Genomic DNA, 14,073 nt, shown 5'->3' on the forward strand with positions numbered 1-14,073 from the left:
ACTGGTAGATGGATCCCATCTCCTAGGAGGGGGCGCGGGGCGTGGGGGCAGCGTCTAGAGTGGGCGCATGGCGGACCGCACCTTCCTCGAGAACCCCGAAGACTCCGACGACGTAGAAGTCCCAGTGGACCCCGGGAGCCCCGGGAACATTGGTGCGGCGGATGCGCTCCTGCGCGAACTCGCCGCGGCCCACGGTGTGGACACGAGCTACTGGGGCTGGGACGGTGCGGAGCGGTCCGTGGCGGCCGGCACTCTCCGTGCCGTGCTGGCGGCCCTGGGCGTCCCCGCCGACGGGCCCGACCAGCAGCAGCGTTCCCTGTCGGCGTCCCGGCTGGCTCCCTGGCGGCGCATCCTCCCACCGGTTCTGGTGTTAAGGGAGGGACGTGAGACCCTCGTGGACGTCCACGTACCGCACGGGGCCGGAGTCCGGGTCTGGATCGCCGCCGAAGACGGCAGCAGGCATGAGGCCACCCAGCAGGAGAACTGGGACCAGCCGGTCGACGTCGACGGCGTCCTCACCGGCCGTGCCACGTTCACCATTCCCGGCGACCTCGGCCTCGGCTGGCACACCCTGCACGCGGACGCCGACGGCACCCTGGCGCAGTGTCCGCTGGTGGTCACACCCGGCCAACTCCGAATCCCTGCCCCGATTGCGGCACGCCGCACCTGGGGGCTGACGGCCCAGCTGTACTCCGTGCGGTCCTCCCGGTCGTGGGGGATTGGCGACTTTGCCGATCTCAACGACCTCGCGACCGTTGCAGGTGGGCAAGGGGCCGGCTTTGTGCTGGTCAACCCGCTGCACGCCGCCGAACCTGTGCCGCCCGTCGAGGACTCGCCGTACCTGCCCACCACACGGCGCTTTTTCAACCCGCTCTACCTTCGGGTGGAGGAAATCCCCGAATACGGTTACCTCGACACCGCCGGCCGGGCCGAGGTCGCGGGCCTGGCCGAAAGCCTGCAGGCAGCCAACCGGTCCCGGGACCTGCTGGACCGCGACGCCAGTTACGCCGCGAAGCTCGCGGCCCTGGAACGCGTGTTTGCGGTGCGCCGCGGTCCGGCCCGCTCCCGGGACTTCGCGGACTTCCGCGCCGATCAGGGCAAGGGGCTCGAAGACTTTGCGCTGTGGTGTGCACTCGCCGAAGAGCTGCCGCCGACGGCGGAGGAGTGGGCCGGTGCGGCGGCAACCCCGGAATCGCCGTACTGCGTCGAGCAGCGGCCGCGGCTCGCGGGCCGGATCGAATTCCACTGCTGGCTGCAGTGGCTCTGCGACCAGCAACTCGAGGCGGCCCAGCGCTCGGCGCACCACGCGGGCATGGGGATCGGCGTCGTGCATGACCTTGCTGTCGGGGTAAATCCTGGCGGTGCCGATGCCTGGACGCTGGCCGGCGTCCTGGCCCGCGGCGTGACCGTGGGCGCACCCCCGGACATGTTCAACCAGCTGGGCCAGAACTGGTCGCAGCCACCGTGGCATCCGGGCCGGCTCGCCGAATCCGGCTATGCCGCCTACCGGGACATGCTCCGGACTGTGCTGCGGCACGCCGGCGGCATTCGCGTGGACCACATCCTTGGCTTGTTCCGGTTGTGGTGGATCCCTGCCGGGGCCGGCCCGGAGAGCGGCACGTATGTCCATTACGACTACGAAGCCCTGATCGGCATACTGGCACTTGAGGCGCAACGGGCGGGGGCGATCGTGATCGGCGAGGACCTAGGCGTGTTCGAGCCGTGGGTCCGCGATTACCTGGCCGAGCGGGGGATATTCGGCACATCGATTCTCTGGTTCGAGCACGACGCCGACGGCCCGATTCCGCCGGAGCGCTACCGCCGGCAGTGCCTGACCAGCGTCAACACCCACGATCTGCCCCCGACAGCCGGTTACCTTGCCGGCGAACATGTCACTTTGCGGGAGTCTCTGGGGCTGTTGCGGCGCCCTGTGGAGGACGAACGCGCGGAGGCGGCAGCCGAGCAGGAAGCCGTGCTGGCCCAGGTCCGGGCCCGCGGACTGTTGACGGACACTCAGGACCCCTCGGACATGCAGGGCCCGGATGTCCGGACCACGGTGGAGGCGCTCTACGCGTACACGGCGCTGGCCCCGTCCTCGCTGCTGGGCGTGGCGCTCGTGGACGCCGTGGGGGAGACCCGGACCCAGAACCAGCCGGGCACCAGCACCGAGTACCCGAACTGGCGGATCCCGCTGGCCGCTCCCGAGGGCGTGGTGCTGATCGATGACCTGCCCGGGAACGAGCGGTTCCTGTCCCTGCTGGGCACCGTCCGGGAAGCGCTGCATCAAGCGGACTGACGCGGGTACTTCAGCTGGGCCCTGAATGATCACCTCACCGACCTGAGCGATTCCTGAGACCTGAACTGCGGGCAGCATTGGCTGCACCGATGCCGGCCGCTAGCATGGTCCGATGACGCGGATCGGCCGAGGTTTTTTGGCCGGCGGGTGGGCGCTGGCGATGGTGCTGGCGGGGTGCACCGCGGTGCACCCCTTCCAGGCCGGCCCGCCTGCGCCCCCCGGAGCCCCCTCCGCCGAAGCGCCGTCGTCCGAAGCCCCGCCTCCTGAGGCCACAGCCACGGACACGCCGCCGGCTACAGCCCCGCCTGCCGAGCAGGCGCCGCCGGGCCAAGGCACCCCTCCCGCCGCGAGCCCGCCACCTTCCCCGTATTTCGCACAGCCGGCGCCGCACCCGGCCCCGGGACCGCAGGGCGGCGGCATCCGGCACATTGTGGTGATCGTGCAGGAAAACAAGGCGGCCTCGGAGATCATGGGCGCCAGCGAGGCAGGCTACTTCAACATGCTCGCGGCAGAGTTCTCGGTGGCTGACAACTACCGGGCGATCATGCACCCGAGTCTTCCCAATTACCTCGTCCTGACCAGCGGGACCAACGCGGGAATCACCAGCAACTGCAAACCGAAGTCCTGCACGGCCAATGTGCGCTCCATCGCCGATGAGATCCAGCAATCCGGGCGCACCTGGAAAATGTACGCCGAAGGCATGCCCGCGCCCTGCACCGCGCAGGACTCCCGGCGGTATGCGGTGAGGCACAATCCGTTCATGTATTACCCCGCCGTGACGGGCGACTTGGCCTCGTGCTCGGACCATGTTGTGCCGTTTGCCCGGCTGGACCAGGACCTGCAATCGGCGGCGACCCTGCCGGACTACTCCTTCATCACCCCTGACCTGTGCAACGACACCCACGACTGTCCCATCGGCACCGGGGACGGCTGGCTCTCCCGCGAGGTGCCGAAAATCCTGGGGTCGCCGGCCTTCACGACGCAGAATTCCCTGCTGGTGGTCACCTGGGATGAAGGCAGCAAGGACGACAACCGGGTGGCCACAGTCTTTGCCGGGCCGGCCGCACGCAGAGGCTTCACGTCCAATGCGGCCTACTCGCATTACTCCCTGCTGCACACTGTCGAGGACCTGTGGGGGCTTCAGCCCCTGACCGACAACGTCCGCAACGCGCCCCTCATGAGCGACATGCTCAACCAATAGCGCTGCTGCCCGGGGCAGCGTGCCCGGGTTGTTCGCGGCAATTCACAGCCACCGGCGACGGCGGCCGCCGCTTCCCGGCGAACACACAGCAAACACTGCCCATAATGGTCCCGAAGCTCCGGTCAACCGCTATTTGGTCGGAGCTTCGCCACGTCCACCGTTGCCCGCGAAATCTGTGCACCCGGGTGCTGCGATAAAAGGGCTTTGGACACGTGCCGGAAGTGCATGCCAGTTCCTAGAATGGATCATGGCTGGTTCCGAAGTGATTGAGGTGGAACACAAATACAGCCCTTCCGAATCCGGCGCCCTGCCGAGGCTGGCATCAATACAGGGCGTAGATCGCGTGGGGGAACCCGTAAGCGAACAGTTGGACGCGGTCTACTTTGACACCCAAGCACTGGCGCTGGCCGCACGGCGGATCACCCTGCGCCGCCGGTCCGGTGGTCCGGATGCGGGCTGGCACCTCAAACTCCCGGTCGCCGCGGGGGAGCGGCGGGAGATCACGGAGCCGCTCGGAGCCGATCAGGACGCCGTGCCGGAGCGTCTGCGCCAGTTGGTGCTGGTTCACACCCGCAACCACGTGCTGGTGCCTGTGGCGCGTATCAGGACCAGCCGGAGCTCGACCCCTTTGTACGCCGCCGATGCCGCACTCCTGGCCCGGTTCAGCGATGACCGCGTTGAGGCACAATTCCTGTTGCCGCCGGCGGAACCGTCGCGGTGGCGGGAATGGGAAATTGAACTCGCCGACGGCCCCAGGGCGCTGCTCCAGGACGCTGACGAAGTGCTGGCCGCAGAGGGCGTCCCGGTCTCCGCCCTGCCCTCCAAGCTCGCCAGGGCGCTCGGCGCCAGGTATCCCGGGGAACCGGCACCGGCGCCAAAACCACGACGGCGCGGGCCGGCGTCGGATGTCATGCTGGCTTACATCTTCCAACAAGTTCGGGCCTTGAAAGTCCATGACCCCGGAGTCCGCGTCGATGCGCCCGATGCCGTGCACCAGCTCAGGGTGGCCGCGCGCAGGTTGCGCTCGGCGCTGGCGACCTTCCGGAAGCTCACGGATACGACGTTGTCCCAGTTCCTGCGGGCCGAACTCCAATGGCTCGCCGGCACCGTAGGCCAGGCACGGGACACCGAGGTCATCCGCGCCAGGCTGAAGGACATGCTCGATGCCGAGCCGCCGGAGTTGCTGATCGGTCCGGTGGCCCGGCAAATCGAGGAGCAGCTCGGCACCATCCAGCTTCAGGGCCGCGCCGCAGGTTTGGAGGCACTGGACAGTGACCGCTACTTCCGTCTCCTCGATTCCCTCGATGCCTTCCTGGCCGCACCTCCGCTTTCCGGTACTGCCCGGAATGAAGCGCTGGGAACGATTGGCCGGCTGGTCTCGGCCGACCGCAAACGCCTGAAGGCAGCGGTCCGGTCCCTGAACGGCGGCACCGACGGGACGTCGCAGGATGCCGCACTCCACGATGTTCGCAAGAGCGCCAAGCGGCTGCGGTACGCGGCCGAAGCGGCCTCGCCGATTTTCGACAAGCAAGCAACCACCCTGGCCCGGGCCGCGGAGGAAATCCAGGAAGTGCTCGGAGATTTCCAGGACAGCGTGGTCACCAGGGAAACCCTGCTGATGCTGGCCGCGCAGGCAGCTGCCGACGCGGGCATTGGATTCACTTACGGGAGACTGCATGCCCTGGAGCAACAGCGCGGCAATGAAGCGCGCGTGCGCTTCCTGGACTCCTGGCAAAATTCCAGGCCGGAACCCCTGCACTGGGAGTAACCGCGACGACGCAGCGCTGCGAAAGAGGGCACCAATGACCGAACTCCGCACCGGTTTAGCGGCCATATGGTCGGACGGACTCGGCCGCGCCAGCATCCGTTCCATCCAGGCCCTTTCTGTGGCCGCCCTCTCATGGGCGATCATCTGGTCCGCGACGCGCGTTTCGCTCGTAGTGATTCCGGTCCTGATTGCCGTCATCCTGGCCGCGGCCATTTCCCCCCTGGTCCGCTGGCTTACCGGGCGCGCATGGCCGCGCGCCCTCGCCGTCGTCGCCGCGTTCGTGGCCATCCTCGCCGTTGTTGGCGGCGTCATCGCCGGCATCGTGATCCTGGTCTCCCGCCAGTGGGCGGAGCTCTCGGCCCGTGCCGCTGCCGGGGTTGACCAGCTGCACTCCTTCCTCAATACCGGACCTGTCCCCGTCAGCGACCAACAGATCACCGCCGCGATCAACTCCGTGCGGGAGTTCTTCACGTCCAGCTCCTTCGGTGCGGAGGCAATCACGGGAGCCCGTACTGCGGGAGAAATATTCGCCGGCTCGGTATTGATGGTCGTGACGCTGTTCTTCTTCCTCAAGGACGGGCCCGAGATCCGGACGTTCCTCATTGGTTTCCTTCCCGCCGACCAGCGCGCCAAGGCACGCCTGGCCGCAGACCGCAGCACTGTCGTCCTGGGCGGGTACGTGCGCGGCACCGCCATTGTCGCCGCGATCGACGGTCTCGTCGTCGGGATTACACTCGCCATCATGGGCGTACCCCTGGCGCTTCCGCTGGGTGTGTTCGTCTTCATGGGCGGCTTCATCCCTATCGTCGGAGCCACCGTGGCGGGAACCCTCGCCGTCGCCGTCGCTTTGGTCTCCAACGGCCTGATCCAGGCGCTCATCGTCCTCGCCGTCGTCATCGGGGTCAACCAACTCGAACACCACTTCCTGCAGCCGGTCCTGATGGGCAAAGTGCTCAGCATCCACGGACTGGCCATCCTGCTGGTCCTGGCCGCCGGCACTTTGCTCGCCGGCATCGTTGGAGCGTTGCTGGCGGTGCCGATCACGGCTGTTGCCTGGACTGTCCTCAAGACGTGGACCGGCCGCGATCCGCTGCCCGAACCCAAGCTGACGGAACCCAAGCTGACGGAACCTGAGCTGCCCGAACCAGAGCTGCCGGCTGGTTAACCTGCCCAGTAGTCTCAGCTCACAGTCATCGCGGGCTCATGTGCTTGAAATCACATCCCGGACATCGAGGAAGTCCCCGGCAGCGGGCCGGCCCCCGCCTGGGTGAAGATAGAAAAAAACCCCTGGAATCCTTGGATTCCAGGGGTTTTCCCTTGTGCGCGGAGGGGGACTTGAACCCCCACCCCCTTTCGAGGACTAGCACCTCAAGCTAGCGCGTCTGCCATTCCGCCACCCGCGCAGGTGGTAATTCCGAGTTCGTTTCGCCTCTCAGCGTTTTGCTTTTCTCGGAAGCAGCGAGAAAGACTCTAGCACGACTTTTCCGGAAACAAATAATCGGGGTCCGCGGGGGTGGTGTGGGTAGGCTGAAGCAAGCAATTGAGCCACCCGCTAAGAGGAGCCGCAATGACTGACAACCGGACTGAACCCAGGCCCGAGGACGAGGTCGTCAGGATCTGCCAAGAGCTGATCCGGATCGACACATCGAACTACGGAGACGGCTCCGGCCCCGGTGAACGTGCGGCCGCCGAGTACACCGCCGGGCTCATGGCTGAAGTCGGGCTGGAGGCCGAAATCTTCGAGGCCGCCCCCGGCCGCGCCAGCGTCGTGACCCGGCTGGCGGGGGAGGACCCCTCGGCCAGCGCGCTCGTGGTCCACGGCCACCTGGATGTTGTTCCCGCCCTCCGCGAGCAGTGGTCGGTGGACCCCTTCGGCGCCGAGCTGAAGGACGGCCTGATTTGGGGACGCGGTGCCGTGGACATGAAGGACATGGACGCCATGATCCTGTCCGTGCTGCGCAACTTCGCCCGCACCGGCCGGAAACCCAAGCGGGACCTCATCTTCGCGTTCTTCGCCGATGAGGAAGCCGGCGGCACCTACGGGGCCCGCTACGCCGTCGACAAGCGGCCGGAACTCTTTGAGGGCGCCACGGAGGCGATCTCCGAGGTTGGCGGTTTTTCCGCCACGATCGGCGGCCAGCGCACCTATCTGCTCCAGACGGCGGAAAAGGGCCTCTCCTGGCTCCGCCTTGTCGCCCACGGCCGGGCAGGCCACGGGTCCCAGATCAACACCGACAACGCCGTGACCCGGCTCGCCGGAGCCGTCTCCCGGATCGGCGCCTACAACTGGCCCATCGAGCTCACGCCGACCACCCGGCAGTTCCTCGACGGCGTCACCGAACTCACCGGCGTCGAATTCGATCCCGACGACCCGGACAAGATCCTCAAGGAACTCGGCACAGTGGCCCGTTTTGTCGGCGCCACGCTGCAGAACACCACCAACCCCACCCTCCTCAAGGGCGGCTACAAGCACAACGTCATCCCGGAATCCGCCGAGGCCCTCATCGACTGCCGCACGCTGCCCGGACAGGAAGAGCAGGTGCTGGAGATCGTCCGGGAACTCGCGGGGACCGGTGTGGACATCAGCTACGTGCACAACGATGTCTCACTGGAGGTGCCGTTCGCCGGGAACCTCGTCGATTCGATGATCGACGCCCTGCATTCGGAGGATCCGGGCGCCAAGGTGCTGCCGTACACGCTGTCCGGCGGAACGGACAACAAGTCCCTGAGCCGGCTTGGCATCACCGGCTACGGGTTCGCCCCCCTGATGCTTCCGGACGAGCTCGACTTCACCGGCATGTTCCACGGTGTGGACGAGCGTGTCCCCGCGGATTCCCTGAAGTTCGGTGCGCGGGTGCTGGACACCCTGCTCACCAACTACTGATCGGGCGCCCCGGCCATGACGCCCGAGGACATCCTCACCGCGCCGCTGCTGGAACGGATCCGCGGCCGCGCCGCCGGCTACGACCGCGACAACGCCTTCTTCCATGAGGACCTTGCGGACCTGGCGGCGGCCGGCTACCTGAAGATCTTTGTCCCCGTGGCCGACGGCGGGCTGGGACTCGGGCTGGCGGACGCGGCGCAGCTGCAGCGCCGGCTGGCGACGGCGGCGCCGGCCACGGCGCTGGCCGTCAACATGCACCTGGTGTGGACCGGCGTCGCCCACGTGCTCGGAGCCCGGGGGGACTCCTCCCTGGACTTCATCCTCCAGGAAGCCGCCCAGGGGGAGATCTTTGCCTTCGGCAATTCGGAGGCCGGCAACGACGCGGTGCTGTTCGATTCCCGCACCGAGGCCGTCCCCGTGCCCGGCGGAGGCTACAGCTTCACCGGGCGCAAGATTTTCACGAGCCTCTCACCGGCGTGGACCCGGCTGGGGATCTTCGGGAAGGACTCCTCGGCGGCCGACGGCGCCGGGGAGCTGGTCCATGGCTTCATCACCCGGGATACGCCCGGGTACCAGATCCTGCCGGACTGGGACACCCTGGGCATGCGGGCCAGCCAGTCAAACACCACGGTCCTGGACGGCGCCGTCGTGCCGGCGGAACGGATCTTCCGGAAACTTCCGGTGGGCCCGAACGCGGACCCGCTCATTTTCGCGATCTTTGCCTGCTTCGAGACCCTGCTGGCTGCGGTTTACACCGGAATCGGCGACCGGGCCCTCACACTCGGGGTGGAAGCCGTACAGCGCCGCACGTCGTTCAAGAACGGCGGCCGCAGCTACGCCCAGGACCCGGACATCCGCTGGAAGGTGGCGGAGGCGGCGATGGCCATGGATGCGCTGTACCCGCAGCTCTCCCGCGTTGCCGCCGACGTCGATGAACTGGCTGAGCACGGCAGCCAGTGGTTTCCCCGGCTGGTGGGGCTCAAGGTCCGGGCCACGGAAACGGCACGCACCGTGGTGGACCTCGCGATCCGGGTGTCAGGCGGATCAAGCTACTTCCGCGGCTCTGAACTGGAGCGGCTCTACCGGGACGTGCTGGCCGGCATGTTCCACCCGTCCGACGACGAATCGGCGCACAACACCGTGGCGAACGCCTGGCTGGGCCCACTGGAGCCCTAGGGGCGGCCCTGGGGCCCGGGGGAGTCCTATACGGTGCGCTGGACCTGGATGACTTTCCGGCGCAACCAGAACCGTCGCCCGCCGCCTACGTAGAGGCGGCTGCGTTCCAGTTCCCATTTGCCGTACTCGGAGTGCTCCACCAGCCGGCGGCGGGCCTCGGGCAGGGAATCCTCAGGGCCGACCGTCAGGACGAGGTACTCGTACTGCTTCACATAGTCCCGTTCCCGCCGGACCGAGCTGCTCAGAAAATGTTCTTTCATTGCTCTCCATTTTCGTCTTTTTCCGACTAACGTGAAGTCATGAGCATCGATCCGCGTGTCGCGCTTCAGTCACTGACCTCTGCACTCGAAGAGCACCTGGCGGCGGCCTCCGCCCGCAGAAGCGACGGGGATCCCGCGGTCGAAGCGGCGTTCTTCGCCGTCGCCGATGCCTTTGAAGTTTACGACGACGCCCTCTATGAAGCCTATGGGGAAGTGACGCCCCTGGAAGTGATCGACGGCGACGACGACGATGATGACGTGGACGATGTCGACGACGAAGAAGACCTCGAGATCCTGCAGAACTCAGAGAACTGAGCGGCCAGGAAGCTGAGCAGCCGGAAAACCAGGCCGCCAGAGAACTGGGCCGGCCCGCGACTTCTTTGGACGGCCCTAGGCCGGGTCGGAGACGTCTTCGAGCGCCTGGGCGATCTCCGGCGGCAGCGGCGCCAGGGCCGAATCCAGGATCTCCTTGAGCTGGACCGGCGTCCGCGCACCGACGACGGCCGTTGCCACGCCCTGCTGGGACAGCAGCCAGCTCAGCGACACATCCAGGGGCGTCCGACCGAGACCCTTCGCCGCCATGGCGACCGCCTCCACCACACTCGACGCCGGTGCCTCAAGATACGGCTCCACGTACGTGGCGAGCCGCTGGTTGGCGGCACGGGAATCCGCCGGGATGTGCCCGCGGTACTTTCCGCTCAGGACGCCGCGTCCCATCGGTCCCCAGGCCATCAGGCCGAGCCCGGCGTCCTCAATTGCCGGAATCAGCTCGATCTCCGCGTTGCGCTGCAGGAGCGAGTATTCGGACTGGTTGGCCACGAGGGGAAAGCCGGCGATCGCGGCGGCCTTGGCCGTCTGCCAGCCGTTGAAATTGGAGACGCCGGCGTACCGCGCCCGGCCGGATCGCACGGCGAAGTCCAGCGCGGACAGGGTTTCTTCCAGCGGCACGTTTGGATCCCAGGCGTGCGCGAACCAGAGATCCACGTAGTCGGTTCCCAGCCGGGCCAGGCTCGCGTCAAGGCCGGAGAGCATGCCGTTGCGGGAGGTGTCGACGCTTCGGCGGCCGTCCGACGTCGTCAGACCGGCCTTGGTGGAGATCACCACTTCGGAACGGGCGACGACGTCGCCGAGCATTCCGCCGAGCATCGCCTCGGCCTGACCGTCGGCGTAGGACGCCGCGGTGTCAATCAGGGTTCCGCCGGCATCGACGAAGGACCGCACCAGGGCGGCGGCATCCTGTTCCTCGGTTTCCCGGGCCCAGGACATGGTGCCAAGGGATAGGGCGGACACGCGCAACCCACTGTTGCCGACATAACGCTGCTGCATGCCAGCAAGCTTACGGGAGTCGCCGTGCTTCATAACGTAGGGTCTATAAACGTGAACTGGATACAAGCGGCCCTGCTGGGCCTCGTACAAGGCCTGACCGAGTTCCTCCCGATTTCCTCAAGCGCCCATTTACGGATCGTCGGCGCCTTCCTGCCCGATGCGTCGGACCCCGGCGCGGCCTTTACGGCCATCACCCAGCTGGGCACCGAGACGGCTGTGATTGTCTATTTCTGGCGCGATATCCTGCGGATCATCCGCGCGTGGTCCGGTTCGCTGACCGGCAAAGTGTCACGGCAGGACCCGGATGCGCGGATGGGTTGGCTGGTGATCCTGGGCAGCATCCCGATCATCGTCCTCGGCCTGCTGTTCCAGGACCAGATCGAATCCGTGCTCCGCAGCCTGTGGGGCGTCGCCACCATGCTGATCGTGTTCGGCATGGTCCTCGCGGTGGCAGACACGGTTGGCAAGCAGAACCGCGAACTGACGCAACTGACCTACAAGCACGGCCTTTATTACGGACTCGCGCAGGCCCTGGCGCTGTTCCCGGGCGTGTCCCGCTCCGGCGGCACCATCAGCGCCGGCCTACTGATGGGCTACACCCGTGAGGCGGCAGCCCGCTACTCGTTCCTGCTGGCCATCCCCGCCGTGTTCGGCAGCGGCCTGTACCAGTTGTACAAAGTGGTCTCCAAGGAAGGCATCACCGGCCCGTACGGACTCCCGGAGACGGCCCTGGCCACCGTGATCGCCTTCGTCGTGGGCTACGTCATCATCGGCTGGTTCCTGAAGTATGTCTCCACCCGCGGCTACCGGCTCTTCGTCTGGTACCGGATCATCCTGGGAATGTCCCTGTTCCTGCTGCTCGGTTTCAATGTCATCAGCGCCTAGCACTAGGCTTGGGCTGTGAAATCCTGGATCTCCCGCCCCGTTGCCCAGCTCCCCGGCAGCATGCCCGCCCTGCGCCTTTTCGACACCGCCAAGGGCGGAATCGTCACCCTGGAGGCCACGGGTGAGCAGTCCATGTATGTCTGCGGCATCACCCCGTATGACGCCACGCACATGGGCCACGCGGCCAGCTATGTCGCCTTCGACCTGTTGAACCGTGCCTGGCGGGACGGTGGCCAGCAGGTCGCCTACGTCCAGAACGTCACCGACGTCGACGATCCCCTCCTGGAACGCGCGACGGCCACCGGCGTCGACTGGCGGGACCTCGCCGCGAGCCAGATCGAGCTGTTCCTGACCGACATGGAAGCCTTGAACGTCCTCGCCCCGGACCACTACGTCGGTGCCGTCGAGTCCGTTCCACTGATCGTTCCCGCCATTGAGCGCCTCCTGCACAACGGACTCGCGTACCGCGTGCCCGGCAGCGCCGGGGAGCCCGACGGCGACGTGTACTACGACGTCGAGGCCGCCGGTAAACATTCGACGGACGACGCTGACGCCTGGACCCTGGGATCCATTTCCGGACTCTCCGACGCCGAAATGCTCGAACTCTTCGCCGAGCGCGGCGGCGACCCCGGCCGGGCCGGGAAGCGCCAGGCGCTGGACCCGCTGCTGTGGCGGGTTGCCCGCGACGGCGAGCCCAGCTGGCCCGGCGGCGAACTGGGGGAGGGGCGGCCCGGCTGGCATGTCGAGTGCACCGTGATCGCCCAGGAATACCTGCCCAAGCCCTTCACCGTCCAGGGCGGCGGCTCGGACCTCATCTTCCCGCACCACGAAATGGGCGCTGGCCACGCGTACTCGCTGGCCGGTGTGCCGCTGGCCCGCCACTTCGCGCACGCCGGCATGGTGGGCCTCGACGGGGAAAAGATGAGCAAGTCCAAGGGCAATCTTGTCCTGGTGTCAAAGCTCCGCGGTGACGGCGAAGAGCCGGCCGCGATCCGCCTGGCCATCCTGGCCCACCACTACCGTACGGACTGGTCCTGGACCGCTGAGGGGTTCGCCGAGGCCAAGGACCGGCTGCGCACCTGGCGCGAGGCCCTCGCCGTGGCTCCCCAGGGCTCCGCCGCGGGGCTCATCGGCCGGATGCGGACAGAGCTCGCCAATGACCTCAACGCGCCCGGCGCCCTCGCCGCCGTCGACGCCTGGGCCAAGGCAGCCCTGGAGACGCCGGAGACGGCCGCCGCCACGGACGCCGCACTGGTGAGCGACGCCGTCAACGCGCTCCTCGGCGTCGAACTCTAGCCCGCTGCCCCGCAACAAACCCCTGCTAGGGCTTGTCCTTGCCCCGGCGCTTGAGATAGCGCTCGAATTCGCGGGCGATGGATTCACCGCTGGCCTCCGGGAGGTCGGCGGTGTCCTTCGCCTCCTCCAGCTGGCGCACATACGCCGCAATCTCGGGATCCTCGGTGGCGAGCTCGTCCACGCCCCGCTCCCACGCGTCGGCCTCCTCCACGAGTTCCGTGGTGTCCAGCGGGACCTGGAGCAGCTCCTCAATCCGGTGCAGGAGCGCAAGCTGGGCCTTGGGCGAGGGCGCCTGGGCGACATAGTGCGGCACGGCGGCCCACAGCGACACGGTGGGAAGCCCGGCCAGCATGGCCACCTCGGCCAGCACCCCGACTATCCCCACCGGACCCTCGTACTGGGAGGCCTCGAGGTCCATCCGTTCGCGCAGGGCGGCGTCGTCCGTGGACGCGCTCACTGGAATCGGGCGGCTGTGCGGCACGTCGGCGAGCAGCGCCCCGACCAGGATCACATAGTCCACGTGGAGGGCCTCGGCATGGACCAGCAGCTCTGCCGTGTAGGCACGCCACTTATAGGACGGCTCGGTGCCCTGGACGAAGATCACGTCCACGTTCGAGTCGGGGACACTGGCCTTGAAGATCCGTGTTGACGGCCACTTGATCTTCCGTTCGCCGGCCGCCGTCCGGCGGATCGTGGGCCGGGTGAACTGGAAGTCGTAGTACTCGTCGGCGTCGATCGCAGCGGCCTTCTTGCCGCCCCAGAGCTTGTTCAGATAGCGCAGGGCATCGCTGGCAGCCTCGCCGGCGTCGTTCCAGCCCTCAAAGGCAGCCAGCATGACGGTGATGCGCCGGCCCTCGGCGACGGGCAGCAGCAGCCGCTCCGGCTCGGAGACGGCGCCTGGTTCGGTGGGGTCTGCCTCGAAGCTATTCATGCCATCACCCTACGTCCAAGACCCGGCCCCGCGCAGGCAATTGGGCGCTC

General features: G+C 67.4%; 12 protein-coding genes and 1 tRNA gene. 9 read left to right on the plus strand and 4 right to left on the minus strand.

Annotation, left to right across the window (positions count from 1 at the left end):
- Positions 1-67: 67 nt before the first annotated feature.
- The 4 genes from malQ (at position 68) to AB4089_RS07405 (ending at position 6,430) form a co-directional block, all read left to right on the plus strand.
- Positions 68-2,296: a 4-alpha-glucanotransferase gene (gene malQ / locus AB4089_RS07390; RefSeq protein ID WP_441408643.1), complete on the plus strand. Its 2,229-nt coding sequence runs from the start codon at positions 68-70 to the stop codon at positions 2,294-2,296.
- Positions 2,297-2,408: 112 nt separating this feature from the next.
- Positions 2,409-3,497 carry an alkaline phosphatase family protein gene (locus tag AB4089_RS07395; RefSeq protein WP_441408644.1) on the plus strand — a complete coding sequence of 363 codons (1,089 nt, stop codon included), beginning with the start codon at positions 2,409-2,411 and terminating at the stop codon, positions 3,495-3,497.
- Between the two features lie 247 nt (positions 3,498-3,744).
- Positions 3,745-5,265, plus strand: coding sequence for a CYTH and CHAD domain-containing protein (locus tag AB4089_RS07400; protein WP_441408645.1), 1,521 nt, complete (start codon positions 3,745-3,747; stop codon positions 5,263-5,265).
- A gap of 34 nt (positions 5,266-5,299) precedes the next feature.
- The gene (locus tag AB4089_RS07405; RefSeq protein ID WP_441408646.1) at positions 5,300-6,430 is read left to right on the plus strand and encodes an AI-2E family transporter; all 1,131 of its coding nucleotides are present in this window, start codon (positions 5,300-5,302) and stop codon (positions 6,428-6,430) included.
- Positions 6,431-6,585: 155 nt separating this feature from the next.
- Here AB4089_RS07405 and AB4089_RS07410 read toward each other — a convergent pair.
- A tRNA-Leu gene (locus tag AB4089_RS07410) sits at positions 6,586-6,668 on the minus strand.
- A 164-nt stretch (positions 6,669-6,832) separates the two neighbouring features.
- Here AB4089_RS07410 and AB4089_RS07415 point away from each other — a divergent pair.
- Both AB4089_RS07415 and AB4089_RS07420 read left to right on the plus strand, forming a co-directional pair.
- Positions 6,833-8,149, plus strand: a complete 1,317-nt coding sequence (locus AB4089_RS07415; protein ID WP_441408647.1) for a M20/M25/M40 family metallo-hydrolase — start codon at positions 6,833-6,835, stop codon at positions 8,147-8,149.
- 15 nt (positions 8,150-8,164) lie between these two features.
- Complete coding sequence (locus tag AB4089_RS07420; protein ID WP_441408648.1) at positions 8,165-9,325, plus strand: acyl-CoA dehydrogenase family protein; 1,161 nt, start codon at positions 8,165-8,167, stop codon at positions 9,323-9,325.
- Positions 9,326-9,351: 26 nt separating this feature from the next.
- Here the strand turns inward: AB4089_RS07420 and AB4089_RS07425 are convergent, their stop codons facing one another.
- Positions 9,352-9,585 carry a DUF5703 family protein gene (locus AB4089_RS07425; RefSeq protein WP_018772920.1) on the minus strand — a complete coding sequence of 78 codons (234 nt, stop codon included), beginning with the start codon at positions 9,583-9,585 and terminating at the stop codon, positions 9,352-9,354.
- A gap of 39 nt (positions 9,586-9,624) precedes the next feature.
- Between AB4089_RS07425 and AB4089_RS07430 the strand changes: the two genes are divergently transcribed.
- Positions 9,625-9,900 carry a hypothetical protein gene (locus AB4089_RS07430; protein ID WP_390202449.1) on the plus strand — a complete coding sequence of 92 codons (276 nt, stop codon included), beginning with the start codon at positions 9,625-9,627 and terminating at the stop codon, positions 9,898-9,900.
- Between the two features lie 75 nt (positions 9,901-9,975).
- Here AB4089_RS07430 and AB4089_RS07435 read toward each other — a convergent pair whose 3' ends face one another.
- Entirely contained in the window at positions 9,976-10,911 is a 936-nt protein-coding gene (locus tag AB4089_RS07435) for an aldo/keto reductase (protein ID WP_441408649.1), read from the minus strand.
- Between the two features lie 51 nt (positions 10,912-10,962).
- Between AB4089_RS07435 and AB4089_RS07440 the strand changes: the two genes are divergently transcribed.
- Both AB4089_RS07440 and mshC read left to right on the plus strand, forming a co-directional pair.
- Positions 10,963-11,796: an undecaprenyl-diphosphate phosphatase gene (locus AB4089_RS07440; RefSeq protein WP_441408650.1), complete on the plus strand. Its 834-nt coding sequence runs from the start codon at positions 10,963-10,965 to the stop codon at positions 11,794-11,796.
- A 15-nt stretch (positions 11,797-11,811) separates the two neighbouring features.
- Entirely contained in the window at positions 11,812-13,092 is a 1,281-nt protein-coding gene (gene mshC, locus AB4089_RS07445) for a cysteine--1-D-myo-inosityl 2-amino-2-deoxy-alpha-D-glucopyranoside ligase (protein WP_441408651.1), read from the plus strand.
- 25 nt (positions 13,093-13,117) lie between these two features.
- Here mshC and AB4089_RS07450 read toward each other — a convergent pair whose 3' ends face one another.
- Entirely contained in the window at positions 13,118-14,023 is a 906-nt protein-coding gene (locus AB4089_RS07450) for a PAC2 family protein (protein ID WP_441408652.1), read from the minus strand.
- Positions 14,024-14,073 lie beyond the last annotated feature (50 nt).

The sequence above is a fragment of the Arthrobacter sp. 2MCAF15 genome, assembly GCF_052115605.1.
Classification (GTDB): Bacteria; Actinomycetota; Actinomycetes; order Actinomycetales; family Micrococcaceae; genus Arthrobacter.

Coding starts and splice junctions, on each gene's coding strand:
- AB4089_RS07395 (WP_441408644.1), top strand. CDS start 2,409: ATGACGCGGATCGGCCGAGGTTTTTTGGCCGGCGGGTGGGCGCTGGCG.
- AB4089_RS07435 (WP_441408649.1), bottom strand. CDS start 10,911: ATGCAGCAGCGTTATGTCGGCAACAGTGGGTTGCGCGTGTCCGCCCTA.
- AB4089_RS07450 (WP_441408652.1), bottom strand. CDS start 14,023: ATGAATAGCTTCGAGGCAGACCCCACCGAACCAGGCGCCGTCTCCGAG.
- AB4089_RS07430 (WP_390202449.1), top strand. CDS start 9,625: ATGAGCATCGATCCGCGTGTCGCGCTTCAGTCACTGACCTCTGCACTC.
- AB4089_RS07415 (WP_441408647.1), top strand. CDS start 6,833: ATGACTGACAACCGGACTGAACCCAGGCCCGAGGACGAGGTCGTCAGG.
- malQ (WP_441408643.1), top strand. CDS start 68: ATGGCGGACCGCACCTTCCTCGAGAACCCCGAAGACTCCGACGACGTA.
- AB4089_RS07425 (WP_018772920.1), bottom strand. CDS start 9,585: ATGAAAGAACATTTTCTGAGCAGCTCGGTCCGGCGGGAACGGGACTAT.
- AB4089_RS07400 (WP_441408645.1), top strand. CDS start 3,745: ATGGCTGGTTCCGAAGTGATTGAGGTGGAACACAAATACAGCCCTTCC.
- AB4089_RS07405 (WP_441408646.1), top strand. CDS start 5,300: ATGACCGAACTCCGCACCGGTTTAGCGGCCATATGGTCGGACGGACTC.
- AB4089_RS07420 (WP_441408648.1), top strand. CDS start 8,165: ATGACGCCCGAGGACATCCTCACCGCGCCGCTGCTGGAACGGATCCGC.